This window comes from Bradyrhizobium sp. HKCCYLRH3073, assembly GCF_051167995.1.
Taxonomy (GTDB): Bacteria; Pseudomonadota; Alphaproteobacteria; order Rhizobiales; family Xanthobacteraceae; genus Bradyrhizobium.
On sequence record NZ_JBNPUD010000001.1, the window covers coordinates 418,821 to 439,433 of the forward strand.

22 protein-coding genes are annotated in these 20,613 nt (G+C 65.5%); 8 read left to right on the forward strand and 14 right to left on the reverse strand.

From position 1 onward, the window contains the following. Positions 1–112 precede the first annotated feature (112 nt). Together ACQR1X_RS01865 and ACQR1X_RS01870 are read left to right on the forward strand one after the other, a co-directional pair. Complete coding sequence (locus ACQR1X_RS01865) at positions 113–778, forward strand: hypothetical protein (protein WP_315802843.1); 666 nt, start codon at positions 113–115, stop codon at positions 776–778. Positions 779–954: 176 nt separating this feature from the next. After that, positions 955–1,188: a DUF6894 family protein gene (locus tag ACQR1X_RS01870; protein ID WP_015668557.1), complete on the forward strand. Its 234-nt coding sequence runs from the start codon at positions 955–957 to the stop codon at positions 1,186–1,188. 170 nt (positions 1,189–1,358) lie between these two features. Here ACQR1X_RS01870 and ACQR1X_RS01875 read toward each other — a convergent pair whose 3' ends face one another. Continuing rightward, positions 1,359–1,556 carry a hypothetical protein gene (locus tag ACQR1X_RS01875; protein ID WP_315802844.1) on the reverse strand — a complete coding sequence of 66 codons (198 nt, stop codon included), beginning with the start codon at positions 1,554–1,556 and terminating at the stop codon, positions 1,359–1,361. A 222-nt stretch (positions 1,557–1,778) separates the two neighbouring features. Between ACQR1X_RS01875 and ACQR1X_RS01880 the strand changes: the two genes are divergently transcribed. Together ACQR1X_RS01880 and ACQR1X_RS01885 are read left to right on the forward strand one after the other, a co-directional pair. Further along, positions 1,779–3,467 (forward strand): methyl-accepting chemotaxis protein, encoded by a 1,689-nt coding sequence (locus tag ACQR1X_RS01880; protein ID WP_315802845.1) that lies wholly within the window; start codon positions 1,779–1,781, stop codon positions 3,465–3,467. Positions 3,468–3,667: 200 nt separating this feature from the next. Further along, positions 3,668–5,353 (forward strand): methyl-accepting chemotaxis protein, encoded by a 1,686-nt coding sequence (locus ACQR1X_RS01885; RefSeq protein ID WP_315802846.1) that lies wholly within the window; start codon positions 3,668–3,670, stop codon positions 5,351–5,353. Between the two features lie 3 nt (positions 5,354–5,356). Here the strand turns inward: ACQR1X_RS01885 and ACQR1X_RS01890 are convergent, their stop codons facing one another. From ACQR1X_RS01890 to ACQR1X_RS01920, 7 genes are all read right to left on the reverse strand, one after another. Next, positions 5,357–8,038, reverse strand: a complete 2,682-nt coding sequence (locus tag ACQR1X_RS01890; protein ID WP_434898226.1) for a DUF2339 domain-containing protein — start codon at positions 8,036–8,038, stop codon at positions 5,357–5,359. Between the two features lie 188 nt (positions 8,039–8,226). Beyond that, positions 8,227–8,733 (reverse strand): tyrosine phosphatase family protein, encoded by a 507-nt coding sequence (locus ACQR1X_RS01895; RefSeq protein ID WP_315802848.1) that lies wholly within the window; start codon positions 8,731–8,733, stop codon positions 8,227–8,229. A gap of 116 nt (positions 8,734–8,849) precedes the next feature. Next, positions 8,850–9,098 carry a hypothetical protein gene (locus tag ACQR1X_RS01900; RefSeq protein ID WP_315802849.1) on the reverse strand — a complete coding sequence of 83 codons (249 nt, stop codon included), beginning with the start codon at positions 9,096–9,098 and terminating at the stop codon, positions 8,850–8,852. After that, complete coding sequence (locus ACQR1X_RS01905) at positions 9,095–9,334, reverse strand: hypothetical protein (RefSeq protein WP_315802850.1); 240 nt, start codon at positions 9,332–9,334, stop codon at positions 9,095–9,097. Before ACQR1X_RS01905 ends, ACQR1X_RS01900 begins: the two co-directional genes overlap by 4 nt. Position 9,335: 1 nt before the next feature. Further along, positions 9,336–9,953, reverse strand: coding sequence for an HD family hydrolase (locus ACQR1X_RS01910; RefSeq protein ID WP_316178222.1), 618 nt, complete (start codon positions 9,951–9,953; stop codon positions 9,336–9,338). Further along, positions 9,950–10,579 carry a DNA-3-methyladenine glycosylase I gene (locus ACQR1X_RS01915; RefSeq protein WP_434890591.1) on the reverse strand — a complete coding sequence of 210 codons (630 nt, stop codon included), beginning with the start codon at positions 10,577–10,579 and terminating at the stop codon, positions 9,950–9,952. Before ACQR1X_RS01915 ends, ACQR1X_RS01910 begins: the two co-directional genes overlap by 4 nt. 9 nt (positions 10,580–10,588) lie before the next feature. Beyond that, complete coding sequence (locus ACQR1X_RS01920) at positions 10,589–11,473, reverse strand: YgfZ/GcvT domain-containing protein (protein ID WP_434898227.1); 885 nt, start codon at positions 11,471–11,473, stop codon at positions 10,589–10,591. A gap of 198 nt (positions 11,474–11,671) precedes the next feature. Here ACQR1X_RS01920 and ACQR1X_RS01925 point away from each other — a divergent pair, with 198 nt between their 5' ends. Further along, positions 11,672–13,006 (forward strand): dihydroorotase, encoded by a 1,335-nt coding sequence (locus ACQR1X_RS01925; protein ID WP_434898377.1) that lies wholly within the window; start codon positions 11,672–11,674, stop codon positions 13,004–13,006. A gap of 173 nt (positions 13,007–13,179) precedes the next feature. Here the strand turns inward: ACQR1X_RS01925 and ACQR1X_RS01930 are convergent, their stop codons facing one another. Continuing rightward, positions 13,180–13,701, reverse strand: a complete 522-nt coding sequence (locus ACQR1X_RS01930) for a protein phosphatase CheZ (RefSeq protein WP_315802854.1) — start codon at positions 13,699–13,701, stop codon at positions 13,180–13,182. A gap of 683 nt (positions 13,702–14,384) precedes the next feature. Here ACQR1X_RS01930 and ACQR1X_RS01935 point away from each other — a divergent pair. Beyond that, positions 14,385–14,828, forward strand: coding sequence for a CBS domain-containing protein (locus tag ACQR1X_RS01935; protein ID WP_315802855.1), 444 nt, complete (start codon positions 14,385–14,387; stop codon positions 14,826–14,828). 118 nt (positions 14,829–14,946) lie between these two features. Here the strand turns inward: ACQR1X_RS01935 and ACQR1X_RS01940 are convergent, their stop codons facing one another. Next, entirely contained in the window at positions 14,947–15,537 is a 591-nt protein-coding gene (locus tag ACQR1X_RS01940; protein WP_434898228.1) for a hypothetical protein, read from the reverse strand. A 236-nt stretch (positions 15,538–15,773) separates the two neighbouring features. Between ACQR1X_RS01940 and ACQR1X_RS01945 the strand changes: the two genes are divergently transcribed. Continuing rightward, the gene (locus tag ACQR1X_RS01945; RefSeq protein WP_434898229.1) at positions 15,774–16,592 is read left to right on the forward strand and encodes an alpha/beta fold hydrolase; all 819 of its coding nucleotides are present in this window, start codon (positions 15,774–15,776) and stop codon (positions 16,590–16,592) included. Between the two features lie 1,271 nt (positions 16,593–17,863). Here the strand turns inward: ACQR1X_RS01945 and ACQR1X_RS01950 are convergent. The 4 genes from ACQR1X_RS01950 to ACQR1X_RS01965 form a co-directional block, all read right to left on the reverse strand. Next, positions 17,864–18,130, reverse strand: coding sequence for a hypothetical protein (locus ACQR1X_RS01950; protein ID WP_315717207.1), 267 nt, complete (start codon positions 18,128–18,130; stop codon positions 17,864–17,866). Between the two features lie 149 nt (positions 18,131–18,279). Next, positions 18,280–18,678 (reverse strand): TIGR02301 family protein, encoded by a 399-nt coding sequence (locus ACQR1X_RS01955; protein WP_315802179.1) that lies wholly within the window; start codon positions 18,676–18,678, stop codon positions 18,280–18,282. Positions 18,679–18,709: 31 nt separating this feature from the next. After that, positions 18,710–19,129, reverse strand: coding sequence for an NUDIX hydrolase (locus ACQR1X_RS01960; RefSeq protein ID WP_315802180.1), 420 nt, complete (start codon positions 19,127–19,129; stop codon positions 18,710–18,712). Positions 19,130–19,194: 65 nt separating this feature from the next. After that, positions 19,195–19,749: a hypothetical protein gene (locus tag ACQR1X_RS01965; RefSeq protein WP_409997911.1), complete on the reverse strand. Its 555-nt coding sequence runs from the start codon at positions 19,747–19,749 to the stop codon at positions 19,195–19,197. Between the two features lie 62 nt (positions 19,750–19,811). On the opposite strand from ACQR1X_RS01965, the gene ACQR1X_RS01970 reads away from it, so the two are divergent. Then, on the forward strand, positions 19,812–20,579 hold the full coding sequence (locus ACQR1X_RS01970) for an SOS response-associated peptidase (protein WP_434898230.1): 768 nt from the start codon (positions 19,812–19,814) through the stop codon (positions 20,577–20,579). Positions 20,580–20,613: the final 34 nt, after the last annotated feature.

The following is a 20,613-nucleotide window of genomic DNA, read 5'->3' on the forward strand; positions in this document are numbered from 1 at the left end:
ACGTTCAGACTTTTCAAACCATGCTGCTCCATTGTTGCCATGGTTGGTATGGTAAGCATGGGGTAAAGATACCGCCTTACCCGCTGCGTGGGGTTAAGTGGGAGTTTGATGCATGCTCGCGCGTATATTGCTGGGGACCGTGACTGCCGGTGCCGTGATTGCTCCCGCGATCGCGGGTTCGATGACCGCCGACGAGGCCCGCAAATTCGTCGCCGGGAAGGTGTTCGCCTTCACCTGTGTCGACGGCACCCGTGGCGCGGGCCGCATCCTCGACGACATGGGCGCCGCCGGCGCGGTGCAGTTCTCCGGCTCTGGCCCGGTGCGTCACATCCGTCTGCCCGGCAATACCCTGCAGATTCGCGGCCAGAATGTCTGCGCTGCCATCAAGGGCATGCCGTTCGAGCCGTGCTTCAACCTCGACAAGAAGGACGACCGCAGCTTCCGCGGCTCGGTCTCCGGGCTGGGCGCCTTCGCCTATTGCGATTTCCAGCACCAGGGCGGAGCCACCATGCTGATGGCGCGCGCCGTGGCGCGGCCGCGCGCACGCGCTGCTGCGCCCGCGGCTGACGGCTCGCACACCGAAGTCGCGGCGCGGGTCGAGACCCCGCGGGTGGAACGCAGCAAGGTTGAACCCTTGAAGGCAGATGCTGCGAAGGCCGCCAAGGCGGACAGTTCCAAGACTGAGAACATCAAGGCCGAAAACGCGAAGGCTGAGATGACCAAATCCGATAACGCGAAGTCGGATGCGGCGCCGGAGCTGCGTCGCTCGACCGATTAGTTGTTAGTTCACCGATCATTGAAAAACCAGCTCCCTATTAACATAGAGCAATATTTTAAGCTGACCGCACGTTAGTGGTCATTGCGCCGTAGTCGTACGGAATCTTAAATTCATGCCTCGGTAGCGACTCGTGTGCAGTTTGCGACCAGGGGGGTGGCCCATGAGAAAGGGTCGTTATGTCGCTTTATTTCTTCCGGATCAGCCAGGGCCGCTATTCTGGCGCTGCTGACCAGCCTTATGAATTCGCCAACCGGGAAACCGCCTGGAACGAGCTGACGGCTGTCTGCTCCGACCTGATCGGTGGGATCTCGAAGTCGTTGCAGCAGGGGGCCGAGTGGCAGATGGAACTGCTCGACGAGGCCAAGCAGCCGGTGTTCCGGATTCGCCTCGTGTCCGAAGCGGTCGGCTGAGGTCCGGCTGTCCGGGTGATTGGGTTGTGGGCCGTCGGAGCCCGGCCCGGTTTGCCGTGGCGCCGATCGCTCGTGCGGGGCATCTTTCGATGAAGTCTGCGTCCACTCCGGGCGGGTCGGCCGCAACCCGGTAGAGTTCGGCCCTAGCTCCGCGTCGTGCCGCGGCCAACTCATCTCCGATAGATACGCACGATGATCAGCGTCGTCGGTAGCTGCGGCGCCTGCCAGTGCGGGTGGCGGCAGTGATCGCCCTTTGCCCGGCGCACCGTTTGAAGCTCCTGCTTCGACGCAATCCTGCAACGGTATCGGGAGACTTGGTCCAGCGCGGGCCGGTTTCGGAGCACCGCGTCGTTGCGCACGATGATCATTTTATGCGGTTTGTCCGTAATCTTACGGTTCCCGCATTAACCTCCGATAAGCCTGTTTCGCGCCCAATGAGTTCCGTCAGCGACGACGTGCGGGTCCGGAATTTTCGGAGTCTGCCGATCTCCTGACCTTCGACCGCGCAGCGCAGCGCAGACCTGAATGTTCGGGCCGTCCGTTGGCGCTGGCAGAACGCGGCCGAACCACGCAGTCAGCTGGGGTCCTCCGTGTCAACAATGTCCATCCGTACGAAGATCATATCGGTCATCGCCTTCATGCTCGTCACCATGTGCGGGCTCGGCGTGCTCGCTGTCACCAGCCTGCAGTCGATCAATGCCAACACGGTCGACATCGCCCAAAACTGGCTGCCGAGCGTACGCGCGATCGGCGAGCTGCGCGCCAACATCAACCTGCTGCGCATCGCCTTGCGCGCGCATGTGATGTCGGAGACGGCCGAGACCAAGCAGTCCGCGGAGAAGCGCGTCAACGGAATCCTCGAGACGATCAACAAGGACCGCAAGACCTATGAGCCGATGATCACCTCGGCCGAGGAACGTGCGATCTACAACAACTGGGTGCAGTCCTGGGAGAAGTACGTCGTCGCGGTCAAGCAGGTGATGGACGAATCCAACAAGAGCGTCGGCAAGATCCCGCACGAAGCCACCGAAATGCTGGAAAAATCGGCCGCCGCGATCGCGCGCGACGCCGACAAATACTTCATCCAGGACATCGAGTTCAACAACAAGGGCGCCGACAACGCCACGCGGCAGGCTGCCGAGAGCTACTCGCGGGCGATCTGGCTCGTGGCATCGATCATTGCCGCGGCCGTCATTGCCGGCATCGCCGTCGGATTCTATCTCGTGCAGAACGTCTCGTCCGGCATCGCCTCGATCATCAAGCCGATGCAGGAGCTCGCCAAGGGCGATCTCGGCGCGGAGGTGACGCATCGCGGCGAGCCGACCGAGATCGGCGCCATGGCCGATACGCTGCAGGTGTTCAAGGAGGCGCTGATCGCCAAGAAGGAGGCCGACGAGCTCGCGGCCCACGATGCCGAGGCCAAGATCGAACGCGGCCGGCGCGTCGACAACATCACCCGCCAGTTCGAGGCGACGATCGGCGAGATCGTGCAGACGGTATCGTCGGCCTCGACCGAGCTCGAGCATTCCGCGGGCGCGCTGTCATCCACGGCGACGCGCTCGCAGGAGATCTCCACGATGGTCGCGGCGGCCTCCGAGGAGGCCTCCACCAACGTGCAGTCGGTTGCCTCTGCGACCGAGGAGCTGTCGTCCTCGATCACCGAGATCAGCCGCCAGGTGCAGGAATCGGCCCGCATGGCCAACGAGGCGGTCGAGCAGGCGCGTACGACCAATGATCGTGTCGGCGAGCTGAGCAAGGCGGCCGCGCGCATCGGCGACGTGGTCGAGCTGATCAACACGATTGCAGGCCAGACCAACCTGCTGGCGCTGAATGCGACCATCGAGGCGGCGCGCGCCGGCGAAGCTGGCCGCGGCTTCGCGGTCGTCGCCTCCGAGGTGAAGGCGCTGGCCGAGCAGACCGCCAAGGCGACCGACGAGATCGGCCAACAGGTGTCCGGTATCCAGGCCGCGACGCAGGAATCGGTCGGCGCCATCCGGGCGATCTCCACGACCATCGAGAAACTGTCGGAAATCTCGTCGGCGATCGCGGCGGCCGTGGAAGAGCAGGGTGCCGCCACGCAGGAGATCTCGCGCAACGTCCAGCAGGCATCGGAGGGCACGCAGCAGGTTTCCGTGAATGTCGTCGACGTGCAGCGCGGCGCCACCGAGACTGGTACGGCTTCCACGCACGTGCTGGCCGCGGCGCAATCGCTGGCCTCGGACAGCGACCGGCTGAAGCGTGAGGTGGCGACGTTCCTGGAGTCGGTGCGCGCGGCCTGATCTGTCCGACGAGCGGGATTAGATCGCGTCCCGTAGTCATACGACGTTCAGCATTAACGGAACTTTGCGGTAATCGGCGGCACCCTGCTCCCCAGCAGGTGCCGCTTTTTCGTCTCCACCGCGGCGCGGTCGGTCACCGCGGAAGCCGGCCTCCCTCCAGGCGGCCGACAGCGAGATGCTTTCCCTCGGAGGATCAGGACGTGTCCAGGCTTTCCATTCGTCTGAAGATCATCGCGGTCATCGCCTTCATGCTGGTGGCGATGTCAGGGCTTGGCCTGCTCGCGGTGCGCAGCATGCAGTCGATCAACGTCCGCACCGTCGACATCGCCACAAACTGGCTTCCCAGCGTGCGGGTGCTCGGGGCGCTGCGTGCCGACATCAACGTCTACCGGCTCACACTTCGCGCCCACGTGATGGCGCTGTCGGCGGAGGCCAAGGCGAACGTCGACAAGCGAATGGCGGCCATGCTCGACAACGTCAGGAAGGACATCCGGACCTATGAGCCGCTGATCTCGGACCCCGAGGAGCACAGGCTGTACGAGGCCTGGAAGAAGGCTTGGGAAAAATACACGGTTGAGGCCGACAAGGTCCTCGATGTCTCCCGCAACAGCGTCGGCCGCCTGCCTGATGACATCGAGGGGCTGTTCAGGGGCACCGGCGTTGCGTCGGCCGAGTCCGAGAATCTTCTGATCAAGGCGATCGAGTTGAACGACAAGGGCGCAGCAACGGCAACTCAGGAGGCTGTCGATGGCTACAACAGCGCCTTCTGGATCATGGCAACCATCCTGATCGCGACGATCGCTGCGGGCATCGGCGTCGGCTTCTACCTCGTGCAGGACGTCTCGGCCGGCATCGCCTCGATCATCAGGCCGATGCAGGCGCTCGGGCAGGGCGATCTTTCGGCCGAGGTGCCACACCGCGGCGAGCCGACCGAAATGGGTGCGATGGCCGACACCTTGCAGGTGTTCAAGGAGGCCCTGATCGCCAAGAAGGAGGCCGACGAGCGCGCCGCCGCCGACGCCGAGGCCAAGATCGAGCGCGGCCGCCGCGTCGACAACATCACCCGCCAGTTCGAGACGACGATCGGCGAGATCGTGCAGACGGTGTCGTCCGCCTCGACCGAGCTCGAGCACTCCGCCGGCGCACTGTCATCGACCGCGACCCGCTCGCAGGAAATTTCTACCCAGGTCGCGGCAGCGTCCGAGGAAGCCTCGACCAACGTGCAGTCGGTGGCCTCGGCCACCGAGGAGCTGTCGTCGTCGATCACCGAGATCAGCCGCCAGGTGCAGGAATCGGCGCGGATGGCGCAGGAGGCCGTCTCGCAGGCCCGCCAGACCAATGATCGCGTAGGCGAGCTGTCGAAGGCAGCGGCACGCATCGGCGACGTCGTCGAGCTGATCAACTCAATCGCCGGCCAGACCAACCTGCTCGCCTTGAACGCCACCATCGAGGCGGCCCGCGCCGGCGACGCCGGCCGCGGCTTCGCGGTGGTCGCCTCCGAGGTCAAGGCCCTGGCCGAGCAGACCGCCAAGGCGACCGGCGAGATCGGCCAGCAGATCGGCAGCATCCAGGCGGCAACGCAGGAATCGGTCGGCGCCATCCGCGACATCTCCGGCACCATCGAGAAGCTGTCGGAAATCTCCTCGGCGATCGCGGCGGCCGTCGAAGAGCAGGGCGCGGCGACGCAGGAGATCTCGCGCAACGTCCAGCAGGCCGCGCATGGCACGCAGCAGGTGTCGTCCAACGTCGTCGACGTGCAGCGCGGCGCCACCGAGACCGGTTCGGCGTCCTCGCACGTGCTGAGCGCCGCCAAGTCGCTCGCGACCGACAGCGACCGCTTGAAGCGCGAGGTCGCCTCGTTCCTGCAGTCGGTCAGGGCCGCCTGATCGTCACTGCGCCGGCTGAGCCGGCGGCGCCTGCTGCTGCCGCCGGAACAGCACCTTCTGGTACAGCCAGCCGATCGCGACCAGCACCAGGCCGAGTCCGATGAACGACAGTGCGCGCCACACGCCGGTCAGCGCCGACATGTCGACCAGGAACGCCTTCAGGATCGTCAGCGCGATCACGATGGCGGACGCCAGACGCGCGCGCTGCGACTGCACGATGAGTCCGATCCCGAGCAGCACCACGCCGAAGGCGAGCCAGGCGATCGAATAGGTGTACTGCTCGGCGGCGCTGGTCGGCCCTGCCGTCAGATCGGGGCCGTGATAGATCCGGCGGATCTCGAGGCTGACATAGGACAGCGCCAGGATCAGCGCGCCCGCGGCCAGCGTATTGCCGTAGCCGGGCGGACGGCGGCCTGCGACCGCGTAGGACAGCAGCAGCATCAGCACCGCCGGGAAGGCATAGGCCAGGATCAGGATGTTGAGCAGGCCGCCCTTGATCGCGACATCCGAGATCATCGGGTTCTCGAACATCAGCAGACCGAGCACGGTGGCGCCGCCGGCGAATCCGGCGAGGATCACGGCGCCGATGTTGTGCACGATGCTGCCGCTGCGCTCCCGCAGCCGCTCCAGGCCGATCGCCAGCGCCAGGGCCACGCAGACGTCGAGGCCGATCTCGGCGAGCGACGGCACCGCCAGCATGTCGCCGTCATTGACGGCGTGGCGGATCTCCAGGAAGGCGAGCAGGGTCGTGAACAGGATCGCGGCGGCCTCCACCGCCCGTAAGGGGGCGTCGTCGCCGTGGCGGCGCATCAGATAGCTCGCGCCCCAGAACGACGCCGCCGGAACGCCATAGCCCCACAGCAGCCAGTTGAAGATCGGCGTGGTGCCGACATCGGCGCCGACGATGCGCGGATCATGGCCGATGCGCAGCACCACGAGCCCGGCAAAGACGGCCGCGAGCGTGCGCAGGAATGGGATCGGCCGGCTCTCGTAGATCCAGGCGGTGCCGAGCGACATCAGCGCCAGCGCGATCGTCAGCCAGCCTTTTTCCAGCGCGAAGGTCAGCGCCAGCGCCAGCGCGGCCAGCGTGCCGGTCGCGAACAGCGCGATCGAGACACCGAGGCCGGGACGCTCCTCGCGCCGCGTCAGCGCCTCGGTGGCGACGGCAAACGCGGCGGCGAGCACGACGGCGACGATCGCGAACGGGATCGAGCGGTCGAGATGGGCGATGCGCGCATAGAGCGCGACCAGCAGCGCCAGCGGCGTGAACACGCCGGCCGCCGACCACACCACGGGAACGGCCGCGTTGTGCGAGCGCCCCTGGGCCAGGAAGCCGGCACCGCCGAAGCCGAGCGCGAAGATCGCCGCCGTCACCAGATGCGAGGTGACCGATGCGCCGAGCGGGTTCGGTCCCATTCCCGGCAGCGCGCCGCCGGGCAGCACCAGCAGGTCCGGATTGTCGCGCAGCGCCCATTCGGCGAACACGAGGAACACGGTCGCGGCGGCGGCGGCCACCGCGCCGGCGGCGCTCGGCGCGCGCCAGGCGACCGCCAGCGTCGCCGCGACCAGCACGGTAAAGCCGATCAGCGCCAGGCCGTCATGGAAGCTCGCGAGCACGACCAGCATGGCGCCGAGCAGATAGACGGCAAGCCCCACCGACGAGATCGGCTCGACCTCGTCATTGTCGGCTGCGGGCCCGAACATGAAGCCGCAGACCACGATCAGCGCGGCCAGTGCAAAGCCGGCGACGACATGGAAGACGTGTGGCGCCACCGTCTCGACGCCCGCGTCGAGCCCGGGCAGGGTCCACAGGAACGACAGCCCGATTGTGGTCATCGCGAGCCAGCGCCACAGCCGCACGCGTGCCAGCGCGAACGCGGCGGCGGTGACGATGGCGAGGTAGATGTAGAGCGCCCAGTAGTTCGGCTCGCCGGTCGACACCAGCACCGGGGTCGTGAATGCCGCGACGAGGCCGAGCCCGGCCAGCGCCGGGCCGTGCAGCAGCGCCGCCGCCAGCGTGCCCAGCGCGACCACGCCGAGCAGCACGAAGGCGATCGCGGGCGGCAGGAAGTCGTAGAGTGCGTAGGCCGCGTAGATGGTGGCGAAGGCGACCGCCGTGCCGGCCGCGGTGAGGATCGCCGGGATGTTGGCGATCGGCAGCGCCGCGATCTGCGAGATGCTCTCCCTGCGCCGCGTCCATTCGCCGGCCGCGAGCAGCGCGGCCGCAAACAGCGCGCCGAGCGCGACGCGCACCTCGGGGCCGACGAGGCCGGCCTCGATCGAATAGCGCACCATGAAGAAGCCGCCGAGCGCCAGGGTCAGCCCACCGATCCACACCACCCAGCGGGTGCCGATGCGCTCCTCGAAGCCGGCCGCGGGCTGCGGCACGGGTGGTGGGGACGCGAGCGGCGGCTGATCGGCCGCTGCGTCGCTCGCCAGCGCCGCGGGCTGGAGAGCAGGCTCGGTCAGCTCCGGCAATGGAGGCGGCATTGGCGGGGCTTCAGCGGGCTCCTGAAGCGGGCTGAGCGGCGGCGCGACCACCGGCGCGGCCGCGATCGGGGGGGCGGCCTCGAGCTTGGCCAGCCGTGCCTGCACCTCGGCCAATCGGTCGGACGTCCGTCGCGCGAAGGCGAGCGCCGCGAACGCCACCAGCAGGGCGATCCAATCCAGGGGCCAATCGAACATCACGCGGAAATCCTGAAATCGATGCCGCCGGGAGGCGTCACGGGTGGAGGGAAGCTGCGAGCCCTTGCGGACCCCGGCGAATCGGCCAACTGCTCCGGCGGGCCGCACGATGGCCGTCGTTCCCTCTGTGTCAAACCGCGGAACATAAGTTCAAAGCGCGCCGGTATGCGGCTACGCAGCGCCGCAACTCAGTCCAGATCGATCCGGAACGGCGCGCTGTCGACCATCATGGCGCCGGGCCCGATCGCGTCCAGCGCGCGCACCATGCGGCCGTTGCGGCCCAGCGCTCTGTCGGCCAGGCTGACGATCAGCCGGTTCGGCGAGGCGATCGGCGAGGCCTGCCGGATCGCCCAGGCGATATCGAGCTCGTCGCGATGGGGGTTGAGCGCGCAGGCCGCGGCGAAGGCGCTCGCGGTGGAGCGGCTGATGCCGGCATAGCAGTGGATCACCAGCGGCGCCGCACGATCCCAGCCGCGCACGAACTCCAGCACCTGGGCGACGTGATCCTCGCTCGGCGCCATGAAGCCCGGCAGCTGCTCGGTGATGTCGTCGACCGAGACCCGCAGATGGTTCTCGGGGCGGATCGTCTCCGGCCGCCGCACCTGCTCGACATTGGCCATGATGGTCAGCACGTGGCTGGCGCCGGTCAGGCGCACGGTCTCGGGCAGGGCGGCGAGTGAGCAGACGTGGATCATGGCGAGCCTTTGAACGCCCGATTATACGAATGGGGGCACAAGGGCAAAAGCGCGTTTTGCAAAAGCGCGTTTTGGATGTCTGCCGTCGGGCTGGCGCATGTGTGCGCCGACAGCCCTCAGCGCGTGTTCTTGAGCTGCCGCAGCTCCTGGCGAACCAGATGGGCCTTGCCCTCGATCTCCGCGTTGAGCCGCTCGATGTGGTCCACGAGACCGTCGCGCAGACCCTCACGCCGTGCCTGTGATGAATGGACCGGCTGTCGAGCGCCCGTCTCTGCCCACGGACGCCGCAGGATGAGAGCGTACAGCGCCACCATCGCGGCCACCGCGAGCGGCATGCTCAACGCATAGATCTGGCCCATCGTCATCGGAGCCCTCCAAGGACCCATTGCCCCACCAAATGTAGGATCAAACCGGCCATGAAGCAAACCGGGGCCGACACATAGATCAGCGTCGGGTCGGTATTTTGCGGCAGGAAGCCATAGATTTCCTGTCCAATCGGCACGAAAACGCCGACCGAAACGATCGCGGTCGCCAGCGTGTTGGCCCAATTGGCCAGCAGCTTCAGGCGCTCGTTCTGGCGCTCTTCGGGCGTCAGCGGCATCTCAGCACGCCCCCAGCACCGTATTGAAGCGGGTCAGGAACTGCTTCTCGGCCTTGGCCGCGCTCCAGGGCGTCAGATAGTCGGTCACGGTGGCGTCCGGCAGGCCGGGATCGCGGCCGAACAGCTTCTTCGCCTCGCTGTCCGAGAAACCGGCGAGGCGCGTCGCCTCCAGAAAAGCGGCGCCGCGGTCGGCCGCCTTGATCTGGCGCTCGATCTCGGGGGCAATCTCGGCCGGCAGGCCGAAGCGGATGTGGATCGCCCCGAGCAGCCGCTTCTCGACTGATTTGTAGCTGCCGCCGAGCACCGCCTTGAACGGCGAGATCATGTCGCCGATGACGTATTCCGGCGCGTCGTGCAGCAGCGCGGCGAGCCGCAGCTTCGCATCGATGTTGGGCTTGCGCGCGCGCATCACCGTCTCGACCAGCAGCGTGTGCTGCGCGACCGAGAAGATGTGCGCGCCGGTGGTCTGGCCGTTCCAGCGCGCGACGCGCGCGAGCCCATGGGCGATGTCGGCGATCTCGACATCGAGCGGCGAGGGATCGATCAGGTTGAGCCGCCGGCCGGACAGCATGCGCTGCCAGACGCGGTCGTGCCCGCTCGGGGCCTTGTCAGTCGTCATTTGGGAGGCTTGAGGCGCGGGGCGCGGCGCTTGCCGCTGCAGGTCTCGTGGCAGAAGCAGGTGACGAGATGGTCGTTGACCATGCCGGTCGCCTGCATGAAGGCGTAGACGATCGTCGGCCCGACGAACTTGAAGCCGCGCGACGACAGCTCCTTGGAGATCTTGATCGACAGCGGCGTCGAGGCCGGCACGCTGGCGGTGGTCTTGAACGTGTTGACCTTGGGCGCGCCGTCCACGAAGCCCCACAGCAGCTTGGAGAAGCCGGGACCCTTGTCCTGGATGTCGAGCCAGGATTTCGCGCTGAGAATCGTGCCTTCGATCTTGGCGCGGTTGCGGACGATGCCGGCATCGTTCATCAGCGCGTGGATCTTCTTGTCGCCGTAGCGCGCGATCTTCTCCGGCTGGAAATCATCGAAGGCGCGGCGGAAATTGTCGCGCTTGCGCAGGATCGTGATCCACGACAGCCCGGCCTGGAAGCCGTCGAGGATCAGCTTCTCATACAGCGCGCGGTCGTCATATTCCGGCACGCCCCATTCGGTGTCGTGATAGGCGACATAGAGCGGATCGCTGCCCGGCCACGGGCAGCGCGTCAGGCCATCGGGATGGACGACAGCAGCGCGACCCATGAGACCGGCTCAGGCGACCGTCTGCTTGGGCGCGCCCTGCAGCGCGTCGGGATCGGCGATGCGCAGAACGAGGCCGCCCGCGGTGAGCGGCGTTCCCGCCTCCAATGCCTCGGCGGCGCGGTCGATGCGCAGTAGCGCCATGCCCTTCTGCGCGGCGGCCGAGCCCATCGTGCCGACGGTCTTGTCGCCGGCCAGAATCGGCGTGCCGGGCTCCGGACCCGGCCCGTCGAGCAGCACCTTCGCCGCGCGTGTGCGCGTGGTGCCGCGATGATGCATGCGGCTCACGACCTCCTGGCCGACATAGCAGCCCTTGCCGACGTCGACGCCGTGCAGCCGGTCCATGTTGGTCTCGTGCGGGAAGGCGTCGCCATACATGAAGTCGAGCCCGCCGCGCGGCACGCTGCAGTCGATGCGATGCGCTTCATAGGCGGCGGAATCGACGAGCTCGGCGCCGAGCCGTGCGGCGATCTCCGCCAGCGCCTCCTGCGGCGCAATGACGCGTGCGCCGAGGCTCTCATGACGCGGATCGGCGACGCTCGGCTCCGGCGTGGCGCCGATGGCGCCATCCCAGACCGCGATCACGCCGACCTGGTCGGACAGATTGCTGACCGCAACCTTGGCCCTGAGCTTGTAGAGATTCAGCTTGTCGGTGAGCGCCTGTGCGAGCGCGCGCGGACAGTCGAGCAGGAAGCGCTCGCCGGCGTCGGTCGCCGGCACCTGCGCCACCAGGAAATCGACGATGATCTTGCCCTGCGGCGTCAGCAGCGCGCCAAACCGGGCCTCACCCGGCTGGAGCTTGGTGACATCGGTGGTGAAGAGACCGTTGAGGAACTTGCGTGCATCCTCGCCGCTGACCTGGACCACGCCCCGGTCGTCGAGAAACGTCGCCTTCATTCGAAAAACCTCTTGCGACAGGCCGCACTGAAACGTAAGCCGCCCTGGCATAAACCACAAGGCTGAAACGCCGCCGCGCGGTGGCTTCATTCTAAAGATCGAGACTCGCGTGCCACCGGAGGCCAGCAAATGGGCAGGCGCGCAGCATGATCGATCTGTCTTGGGGTTGTCAGGAGAATGAAATCCTATGAGGGCTTCATGAGCGCGCGGTTCGACGTCATTCTGAAATCCGGCACCGTGGTCAATCAGGACGGCGAGGGTGTCCGCGACGTCGGTATCTCCGCCGGGCGCATCGTCGAGATCGGCAATCTCGGCGCCGCCTCGGCCGCCGAGATCATCGACTGTACCGGCCTGCACGTGCTGCCCGGCGTGATCGACACCCAGGTGCATTTCCGCGAGCCTGGCCTCACTCACAAGGAGGACCTCGAAACCGGCTCGCGCAGCGCCGTGATGGGCGGCGTCACCGCCGTGTTCGAGATGCCCAACACCAATCCGCTGACGGTGACCGAGGAGGCCTTCACCGCCAAGGTCGAAGCCGGCCGTCATCGCATGCATTGCGACTTCGCCTTCTTCATCGGCGGCACCCGCGAGAACGTCGAGCAATTGCCGGTGCTGGAGCGCGCCGAGGGCTGCGCCGGCGTGAAAGTGTTCGTCGGCTCCTCCACCGGCTCGCTGCTGGTCGAGGACGACGACAGCCTGCGCCGCATCTTCCAGGTGATCCGCCGCCGTGCCGCGTTCCACGCCGAGGACGAGTACCGCCTCAACGAGCGCAAGGACCTGCGCGTCGAGAACGATCCGCGCTCGCACCCCGTCTGGCGCGACGAGGAGGCGGCGCTGCGCGCCACGCAGCGTCTCGTCAATCTCGCGCACGAGACCGGCAAGCGCATTCACGTGCTGCACATCTCCACCAAGGAGGAGATCGTGTACCTGCGCGACCACAAGGACGTCGCCACCGTCGAGGCGACGCCGCACCATCTCACCCTGGCCGCGCCCGAGTGCTACGAGCGGCTCGGCACCTATGCGCAGATGAATCCGCCGGTGCGCTCGGCCGATCATCGCGACGTGATCTGGTGGGGCGTCCACCAGGGCATCGTCGACATCCTCGGCTCCGACCACGCGCCGCACACCGCCGAGGAGAAGTCCAAGACCTATCCGGCCTCGCCCTCCGGCATGACCGGCGTGCAGACCCTGGTGCCCATCATGCTCGACCACGTCAATGCCGGCCGGCTGTCGCTGCAGCGTTTCGTCGACCTCACCAGCGCCGGCCCCGCCCGCATCTACAACATCGCCCGCAAGGGCCGCATTGCCGCCGGCTACGACGCCGATCTGACCATCGTGGACCTCAAGCGCAGCGAGACCATCACCAACGAGTGGGTGGCGTCGAAAGCCGGCTGGACGCCCTATGATGGCCTGCGCGTCACCGGCTGGCCGGTCGGCACCTTCGTCCGCGGCCGGCGCGTGATGTGGCAGGGCGAGCTGCTGACGCCGGCGACCGGTGAGCCTGTCAGCTTCATGGAGACGCTGCGGCCGTAACGGCGCTGCGTGCTAGTTTGCTCCGCTATGACGGGCTGCCAGACGCCAGATGCAGCGCCCGCTCCCCTTAAGGGGAGAGGGCGCATAGCCCGGTCGCTGCGTTCGTCCGGGCTGCGAGATTGGCTGAGCTGCGCCGCCCGATCTGATCGTTGGCCCGCGACATCCGAGGCCGTTCAAGCAAACAGCTTGTCGATATCGTCTTGCGAAATCGCCACGCCCACCCGCTTCGGGCCCTCCAGCAAGTCCGGCTCGGTGCTTGGGGCGGCGACCTCGGCGGCGAGCCGGGCCAGTTCCTCTTTTCCCCACATCCGGACCAGCCTGTTGATGTGGTCCTCCATGAACTTCAACGACTTGACTACGCGCGTGATCCGCTGCCCGGTGAGGTCCTGAAACGCGCACGCCTCGAACACCTTGTTCGAGCTGTCGAGGATCTCGTCGCAAACCGCTGCGGCCGTCGGGTCCTTGACCTTCTGCAACTTCGTGACGCTGGTGCCGATCGTCTCCATGCTTTCGAGGATCGCGTTCCCGGCCACCTCCGTATTCTCGACGATCGCGTCGAGGGTGTCCGCCATCGTCGCGAAGTTGTTCTTGCTGTCGCCTTGAAGAGCTGCGAATTCCCGCCGCATGCTGTTGATGTGGGCGAACATCTCGACCAGGAGCGTTTTCAGCATCCTCTCTTCTTCTGGCGCAATCATCCGAAATCCCCGACTCTTCCTTAACGTTTCCTTACTAATTCTTCACGCGACAGCTACGAGCCCCGGTCTGCCCTTCAGGCAAGGGATTTCGGTTCTGCGGGACCAGCTCGCGACACGGCTATCGAGAGTCCCCTTGAGCTCGAAAAGGTACCGCGGTCAGCGAGGTGAAGACTAGCTCCCCATCTTTCCCTGATTTCGTTAAGGGCGCATTTTCATTGACGTCAGAAGCCTTCAAATGGTGAAGGGTTTCGGACGCGACATGGCTGCCAAGGGCTGCCGTTGGGCAGTTCCTCGTCCGCTGTCGGATCCCAGCGCTACGACTGCCTTCGAGCCTGAATGAGCGCGTGGGGCTCGGCCAATGAAGGCGAATGTCCGCCGCCAGGGGCGATGCGGACGTGGGGGAGGAGCTGCGGTACGCCACCGCTGTCCACCTGACCGCCAGGGTCGATCGACATACGCTTGCCGAGCAGCATTTTGGGCGGCACCCGACGGTTCCACCCTCTTGGTAGGCCCCGGCGTCTGCAATCCCCAGGGATCAAGAGGCCGCCCCTTACCCAGACGTCGTTCGGTTCACGGGCCGGCGCACGGCCTCGGCAGCGGTGCTGACGAGGCCAGGCAATTCGACTATCCTTCGAGGCGGACCATCAAGGCGGGGCACGACAGGGGTCCACGAGGGGACGTCGATGAGCATAGTAAGAAGCGCGCTGGCCCAGAAGAGTAGCGCCGTGATCCATGTTCGTTCCGGCGACATGGTCGTCGAAGCCTTGCGCAAGATGCGCGACAACCGGGTCCGGTCGGTGCTGGTCATCGATGACGGCGTGCTGGTCGGCATCGTGACGCAGGGGGACTGCGCCATCAAGGTGCTGCTGCCCGGGCTCGATGCGAAGCAGACGCCGGTCAGCCAGGTGATGACGGCCAACCCGGTGACGGTCAGGCCGGACCACCGGCTGGACAGTTGCATGGCCATGATGTCGCAGCGTGGTTTTCGCCATCTGCCCGTGCTTGACGCGGGCAAGGTCGTGGGCGTGATCTCGATCGGAGACGTGGTCAAGAACATCATCCGGGATCTGGAGCACGACGTGGACGATCTGATGGGCTACATCATGAAGGACGGCCCCGGGGGCTGACAAGGGAACGCGTCGTCGCCGTCCAAGTATGTCGGCTTGTGGCCCGTTACGGACTTGGCGGCCGGCTCGCGTGAAGGTCGCTTCATGCTCAACTGGAAGCGCGTGTCCGGGACGCCGATCAGTCGGTCGCGACCTGAAGCGGACTCTCGCACCGGCTGCTAGTCGGCGCATAGAGTGGAACGAGAGTTACTCCGCCCGTGGACGCGACCAACGACATCGCCGACGATATGTTCTCGCCTTCGTAACTTACCTTGAGCACGATCCCAAGCTTCGACGCATAGTCCTGAATCACAGCGTGCAATACAGGAGACGTTCTGGCCGAGCTGACGTAGATTTCACGGACAAGATCCTGCGGGCCTCGCGGAGGATACGCAGCAAGTGGGGGAGCCAGATCACCCTCCAGACCGACCATGAATCCCATGGAAAGTGTGGGCTTCTGCGGCTGTGCGATCCGCCGCGCACCGATTGCCGCCGCTTCAACCTGCGACAGCGCCAACCGCGCATGATCAAGAAAAACTTTTCCAGCATCGGTCAGCGCTACGCCACGCGGTTGGCGCTCTAGCAACTCCACGCCAACTTCGGATTCAAAACACGAATCTGCCGGCTGAGGAACGGCTGTGACGTGTTGAGGCGCCGTTGGGCTGCGGTCAAAAACGACCTTCCTCTGCAACGGCAATGAAATAGCGCAGATGCCGGCGTTCCATTCCACCCTCAATATGCTTCCGAGGCATACATCGAAGCCTGATAGGCATTTGTTTCTGGCGGAAGCAAGAATTACCATTCGCGTCGGTCACGCATTTGGCGGTCCGGGTGTTGCCCAGGCAAGGGCTCTCTGGGGCTCTCAATTCTGAAACCCTGCCCGCGAAATCGAGCAACGCGTGGCTCAATTGATGAATCAGTCCCGGTCTTTTCAAGAACGTCTGACAGCGCCGATGGAGCGACTCGATGCCTACAATCACAACTAACGACGGTGTAAACATCTTCTACAAGGATTGGGGATCAGGTCAGCCGATCGTCTTCAGCCACGGTTGGCCCCTGACAGCGGACGACTGGGATGCCCAGATGACATTCTTTCTTCGTCACGGGTACCGGGTGATCGCCCACGATCGGCGGGGCCATGGCCGATCCGACCAGCCCAGCACCGGCAACGACATGGACCACTGGGTTGCCGACCTCGCAACCCTGACTGAACACCTCAACCTGCGCGACGCGATCCACATCGGGCACTCGACAGGTGGCGGAGAGGTGGCTCGCTATGTCGCCCGCCACCAGGAGCGCGTCTCGAAGGCGGTGCTGGTCGCTTCGCTGACGCCGAACATGTACCGGAGCGACAATAACCCGTCCGGTCAACCGCCGGAGTGGTTCGAAGCGATCCGGGCAGGCGTGCTGAGCAACCGGTCGGAATTCTATCGTTTCGTCCCTGAGAATCCGTTCTACGGGTACAACCTCGATGGGGCCAAGCCCTCGGAGGCAATCATTGCGAACTGGTGGCGCCAAGGCATGGCCGGCGGTGCTCTCGCTCACTACGCGACTGTCGACTCCTGGCTCGAAGATTACACCGAAGACCTCAAGAAGATCACCGTGCCAGTGCTGGTGATGCATGGCGAGGCGGATCAGGTCGTCCCATTCGCAAGTTCCGTCCCGCGTGCGGTCGACTTGCTCAAGAACGGGTCTTTGAAGACGTATCCTGGCTACCCTCATGGCATGCTGACCACGCATGCGGATGTCCTCAACCCCGACCTGCTCTCGTTCATCAGGTCTTGACGACATCTCTCATTCATCATCGCCTTCCCGCACGAAGGAGATGCCGTTCGAGAGGCGGCCTCTCCTTCCAGCTCCAGAGACCGCATTGGACAGCCGCTTTTGGCGCAACGCGGACTTTTCCGGCCGCAGACCCGAGGCCTGCCCCCGGCGGTCGAGCGAAAGCAGGCATTCAATAGACAACCGACCGGTTTGACCTAAGGCGAAGGCCAGCGAACGAACTACTGGGATACGCCTTCAAGAGAACCAATCCGCGTTAGTCTGTTCAATACGAGCAAGAACTCGGTCTTTCCGCGATAATTCATCTCGTAGCGCTTGCTGCCGCTTCTGTGCCGTCATTGCCGGATTGGATTGGGATTGAAGCGCCGCGATCAAACGCCAAAACAGCAAAGCCCGTCGGGCAAATCAGTTGCGCGATTTTGTTTGTAACGCCGTCGCTCCCGTTCATCGCAACGACACGAGGCGCATACGCCGAACGACAATTTTGCGCATTGTCTCAACGTGATCGCGTTCGCTGCACCTTCCGGACGAAAGATTTCACTTTCGTTTTTCCAGAATCCGTGTCACTCCTTCGCCATCCCGCCTCAACGAGAGGGGCGTACGCGCGGTCGTCACGAGACGCGAGGCGGGGAGGCGGTGGACGTGTCGGGTTGCAGCGCGGCTTTGGCTAGCGCGGACGAACAACATCGATGCGGACGACGAAGCCGTGTGGTCCTGGCCTCCCGATGCTGAGGTCAAGCCTGCTGTTCGATGCGAGAGCGTCGGCGCAGGTGATGGGGGCAAGACAGCCGGTCCCCAGGGAGAGCGCGGAGTAAGCGTTAAAACCATCGCGCAGGGAAGGCTGGGCTCATCCGGCTGCACCTGTGGTTCCTGCCCCGTGCATTCTTGTTCGCACGGGGGCCATGGGCGTCAGCCGACGCCCAGCCTTCCCTGCGCCCTCGATTGAATGAGGGACGAACGCCGGTCATTGCTCGGACGCATCGCGCCGCGAGGACGATGAGGCATGTCCCAACGCTGTTTGACATATGCAGATGAATGCTGACGTGAGCGAAACGCCGATGCAGTCGCAATCACAATACGACTGCGCGTTCGAGCGGTAGGGTGGGCAAAGCGACCGCCCGCAGGACGGTGGCGTGCCCACCGTCGTGAGGCCCACTCGGAACGCGATGGTGGGCACGGCGCGCAACAGTTCGGCATGATCCGCGGGCAACGTGGCGCGCCTTTGCCCACCCTACGGTTCGTCGTTTGGAGTCGGTAACGCGAGGAAGGCGAGCCTACTGCGTCGCGCGCGACAGCGAGAACTCGCCGTTGCGGACGCGCTCCGGCAGGCCCTCGACAAAGGTCGCGACCGCGTCCTCGCCATAGGTCGTCACGAGCTCGGCCAGCGCCGCGAACAGGCTGGCCTGCGCCAGGCAGTCGCCGTCGACGCCGTCGTGGCGCGCTTCCGCCCAGGCTTCGTTGAGGTAGCTGAGCGCGGCCTGCTTCTGCTCGTGGTCGGGCAGGACGGCGGGGAGGGCGCTGAAGGTGACGGGAAAGCTCATTGAATTCAGTCTGGCGGGGCCGCGAGGCACGTTGATTCCGAACGCGGGCGCGCCGGACCCGTGTGGTTTACCACGCAGGCGGCGGACGCCTAGGCCAGTTCTTTAGGAAAGGTTAACAAGGTTAACGCAATCGGGGATATCCCCGGCCGTCAGTTGGCGTAGCGCGCCGTGAGGTCGCGCGAGATCTTGGACCCCTCGTCGATGTAGCGGCGGATTGCCACCATCGCGGCCGGCGTGCAGGTCCGGTAGGTCTGCTGGAAGCCGTTATAGCCGCGGTTGAAGCCGGCGATCATGCGGGCGCGGCGCTCGCCCGACGGGGTCTCGGCGTCGATCAGGGCCTGCATCTGGTTGCGCCATTTGGCGCCTTCATTGCTGCCGCAGATGCCGCGGAGGTAATGCAGGGTTCCGAGGATCTCGGCCAGCCGTTGCAGATCGCCATCGAACGGCGCGGCCGCATCCTGCGCGCGCGCCGGCACGACGGCGCAGGCGGCAACGAGCATGAGGATGGCCAGGAGGCGCTTGGGGATCATGGGGAACACCGACGTCATATGCCTTTGCCCCGTCGCGGACGCAAGGCGCCTACACCAGGGTCCGTGCGGCGGCGATGATCTCCGGCAGCCCGTCGGTCAGCGTCAGACCCTCCAGCGCATCGGGGCGGCGCCACTGAAAATCGTCCAGTTCCGGGTCGAGCCGGGGCTCTCCGGCCCGCCAGCGCGCCGCAAAGGGAAGGATCACGTAGTGGCCGCCGCCGCCCTGGGCCGGCAGCACCTCGCGCCAGCCGGCCAGCCCGACGATTGTGATCGAGAGCGCCGTTTCCTCCATGACCTCGCGCGCGAGGGCCTCGTGCAGGGTCTCGCCGAACTCCACCCGGCCGCCGGGCAGCGTATAGACGCCCTTGGCCGGGGAACGCGCCCGGCGTACCAGCAGGAGCCTGCCGTCGCGGAAGATCGCGGCGCTGACGGCGAGCTGGGGACGGCGGGGCGGCGTCGGGTCGGTCATGCCAATGGCTCCAGGCGGGGTCTGCACCGTAGCGCGAAGACGACCGCGCCGGCAGCCCGTGCAACTCAGAAGCTCGCCATGATGGCGTCGACGGCGTCGACCTCATCGACTTCGGCCACGGGCTCCGAATCGAATTCGATGTCGCCATTGATGATGCCGCCGGCCTGGGCCACCAGCGGCTTGACCCAGTTGGCGGCCTGCTCGGCGAGCTTGGCCTTGGTCGCGTCCTGCTTGGCATCGCGCATCGCGCTGCCGACCGCGAGCAGGATGTCGGTCATGGTCTTCGTGAGATGATCGAACTTGTCGCGAATCGCCGGGTCGGCCTGCTCATAGGCCTCGATGACGAGATCGCGGGCCTTGAAATTGGTGTGCGTGAAATGTTCTGGATAGGTCAGCGGCGACCACGCCAGAAAATCCTCGGCGCATTCCGGAATATCGGGAATCATTTCGAGCAGCATCACGGCTTCGTTGAAATGATTCAGATAGTCGGTGGCGAGCCCGGTGCGTGGATTGATGTTGGCAGCGCGCAGCATCGCGGCCCGCGCCGGGTCAATGGCGCTGCCCGCCGGTCGTTGGGTCGTGCGATCGGTAGGCACGGAATGGGTCGCCGCTGCGGTCATCCGCTGCAGTGTTGGCAACCCAAGTTAAAAGGTGCTGAACACACGACGATTTGAGTGAGATTATGTGTGGACGCTTCGTGATCACTTCACCACCCGCGGCTCTCAGGAAGATTTTCGGCTACCAGGAACAGCCGAACTTTCCGTCGCGGCACAATATCGCTCCGACGCAGCCGATTCCCGTAGTTCTTCTGGATCAGGACATCAGGCATTTCCGGCTCATGCGCTGGGGATTCATTCCGGCCTGGGTCAAGGATCCCCGTAGTTTCACGCTGCTGATCAACGCGCGTTCGGAGTCCGTACGCGAGAAGCCCGCGTTCAAGAACGCGATTCGGCGGCGCCGCGTCCTTGTGCCCGCTGATGGGTATTACGAGTGGCAGGTGATCGACGGCCGCAAGCGGCCGTTCTTCATCCATCGCAGCGACCACGCGCCGCTCGGCTTCGCGGCCCTCGCCGAGACCTGGTGCGGGCCGAACGGCGAGGAGGTCGACACGGTGGCGATCGTCACCGCGGCTGCGAGCCGCGATCTCGCCACGCTGCATCATCGTGTTCCCGTGACGATCAGGCCGGATGATTTTTCGCTGTGGCTCGACTGCCGTTCCGACGATCCCGATGAGGCCATGAGGCTGCTGATCGCGCCTCGCGAGGGCGAGTTCACGTGGTACGAGGTGTCGACGCGCGTCAACACGGTGGCCAACGACGACGAGCAACTGCTGCTGCCGATGACCGCGAAGATGCGCGCCGCCGAGGACGCGCAGCGCAAGCCGGCGAAGAAGGTTGCATCCCGCAAGGTTTCAACTGTGGCCGATGACGGGCAGGGGAGTTTGTTCTGAGGCGGGATATCTCGATAGAGAAGATCGTCATCGC

Excerpts from the sequence above, each read along its gene's own strand:
- ACQR1X_RS01895 (WP_315802848.1), bottom strand. The coding sequence starts at position 8,733 with ATGATCCACGTCTGCTCACTCGCCGCCCTGCCCGAGACCGTGCGCCTG.
- ACQR1X_RS01915 (WP_434890591.1), bottom strand. The coding sequence starts at position 10,579 with ATGGGTCGCGCTGCTGTCGTCCATCCCGATGGCCTGACGCGCTGCCCG.
- ACQR1X_RS01870 (WP_015668557.1), top strand. The coding sequence starts at position 955 with ATGTCGCTTTATTTCTTCCGGATCAGCCAGGGCCGCTATTCTGGCGCT.
- ACQR1X_RS01890 (WP_434898226.1), bottom strand. The coding sequence starts at position 8,038 with ATGTTCGATTGGCCCCTGGATTGGATCGCCCTGCTGGTGGCGTTCGCG.
- ACQR1X_RS01875 (WP_315802844.1), bottom strand. The coding sequence starts at position 1,556 with ATGATCATCGTGCGCAACGACGCGGTGCTCCGAAACCGGCCCGCGCTG.
- ACQR1X_RS01955 (WP_315802179.1), bottom strand. The coding sequence starts at position 18,678 with ATGACGTCGGTGTTCCCCATGATCCCCAAGCGCCTCCTGGCCATCCTC.
- ACQR1X_RS01935 (WP_315802855.1), top strand. The coding sequence starts at position 14,385 with ATGAGCATAGTAAGAAGCGCGCTGGCCCAGAAGAGTAGCGCCGTGATC.
- ACQR1X_RS01920 (WP_434898227.1), bottom strand. The coding sequence starts at position 11,473 with ATGAAGGCGACGTTTCTCGACGACCGGGGCGTGGTCCAGGTCAGCGGC.
- ACQR1X_RS01905 (WP_315802850.1), bottom strand. The coding sequence starts at position 9,334 with ATGCCGCTGACGCCCGAAGAGCGCCAGAACGAGCGCCTGAAGCTGCTG.
- ACQR1X_RS01960 (WP_315802180.1), bottom strand. The coding sequence starts at position 19,129 with ATGACCGACCCGACGCCGCCCCGCCGTCCCCAGCTCGCCGTCAGCGCC.
- ACQR1X_RS01950 (WP_315717207.1), bottom strand. The coding sequence starts at position 18,130 with ATGAGCTTTCCCGTCACCTTCAGCGCCCTCCCCGCCGTCCTGCCCGAC.
- ACQR1X_RS01865 (WP_315802843.1), top strand. The coding sequence starts at position 113 with ATGCTCGCGCGTATATTGCTGGGGACCGTGACTGCCGGTGCCGTGATT.
- ACQR1X_RS01965 (WP_409997911.1), bottom strand. The coding sequence starts at position 19,749 with ATGACCGCAGCGGCGACCCATTCCGTGCCTACCGATCGCACGACCCAA.
- ACQR1X_RS01910 (WP_316178222.1), bottom strand. The coding sequence starts at position 9,953 with ATGACGACTGACAAGGCCCCGAGCGGGCACGACCGCGTCTGGCAGCGC.
- ACQR1X_RS01945 (WP_434898229.1), top strand. The coding sequence starts at position 15,774 with ATGCCTACAATCACAACTAACGACGGTGTAAACATCTTCTACAAGGAT.
- ACQR1X_RS01925 (WP_434898377.1), top strand. The coding sequence starts at position 11,672 with ATGAGCGCGCGGTTCGACGTCATTCTGAAATCCGGCACCGTGGTCAAT.
- ACQR1X_RS01930 (WP_315802854.1), bottom strand. The coding sequence starts at position 13,701 with ATGATTGCGCCAGAAGAAGAGAGGATGCTGAAAACGCTCCTGGTCGAG.
- ACQR1X_RS01970 (WP_434898230.1), top strand. The coding sequence starts at position 19,812 with ATGTGTGGACGCTTCGTGATCACTTCACCACCCGCGGCTCTCAGGAAG.
- ACQR1X_RS01900 (WP_315802849.1), bottom strand. The coding sequence starts at position 9,098 with ATGACGATGGGCCAGATCTATGCGTTGAGCATGCCGCTCGCGGTGGCC.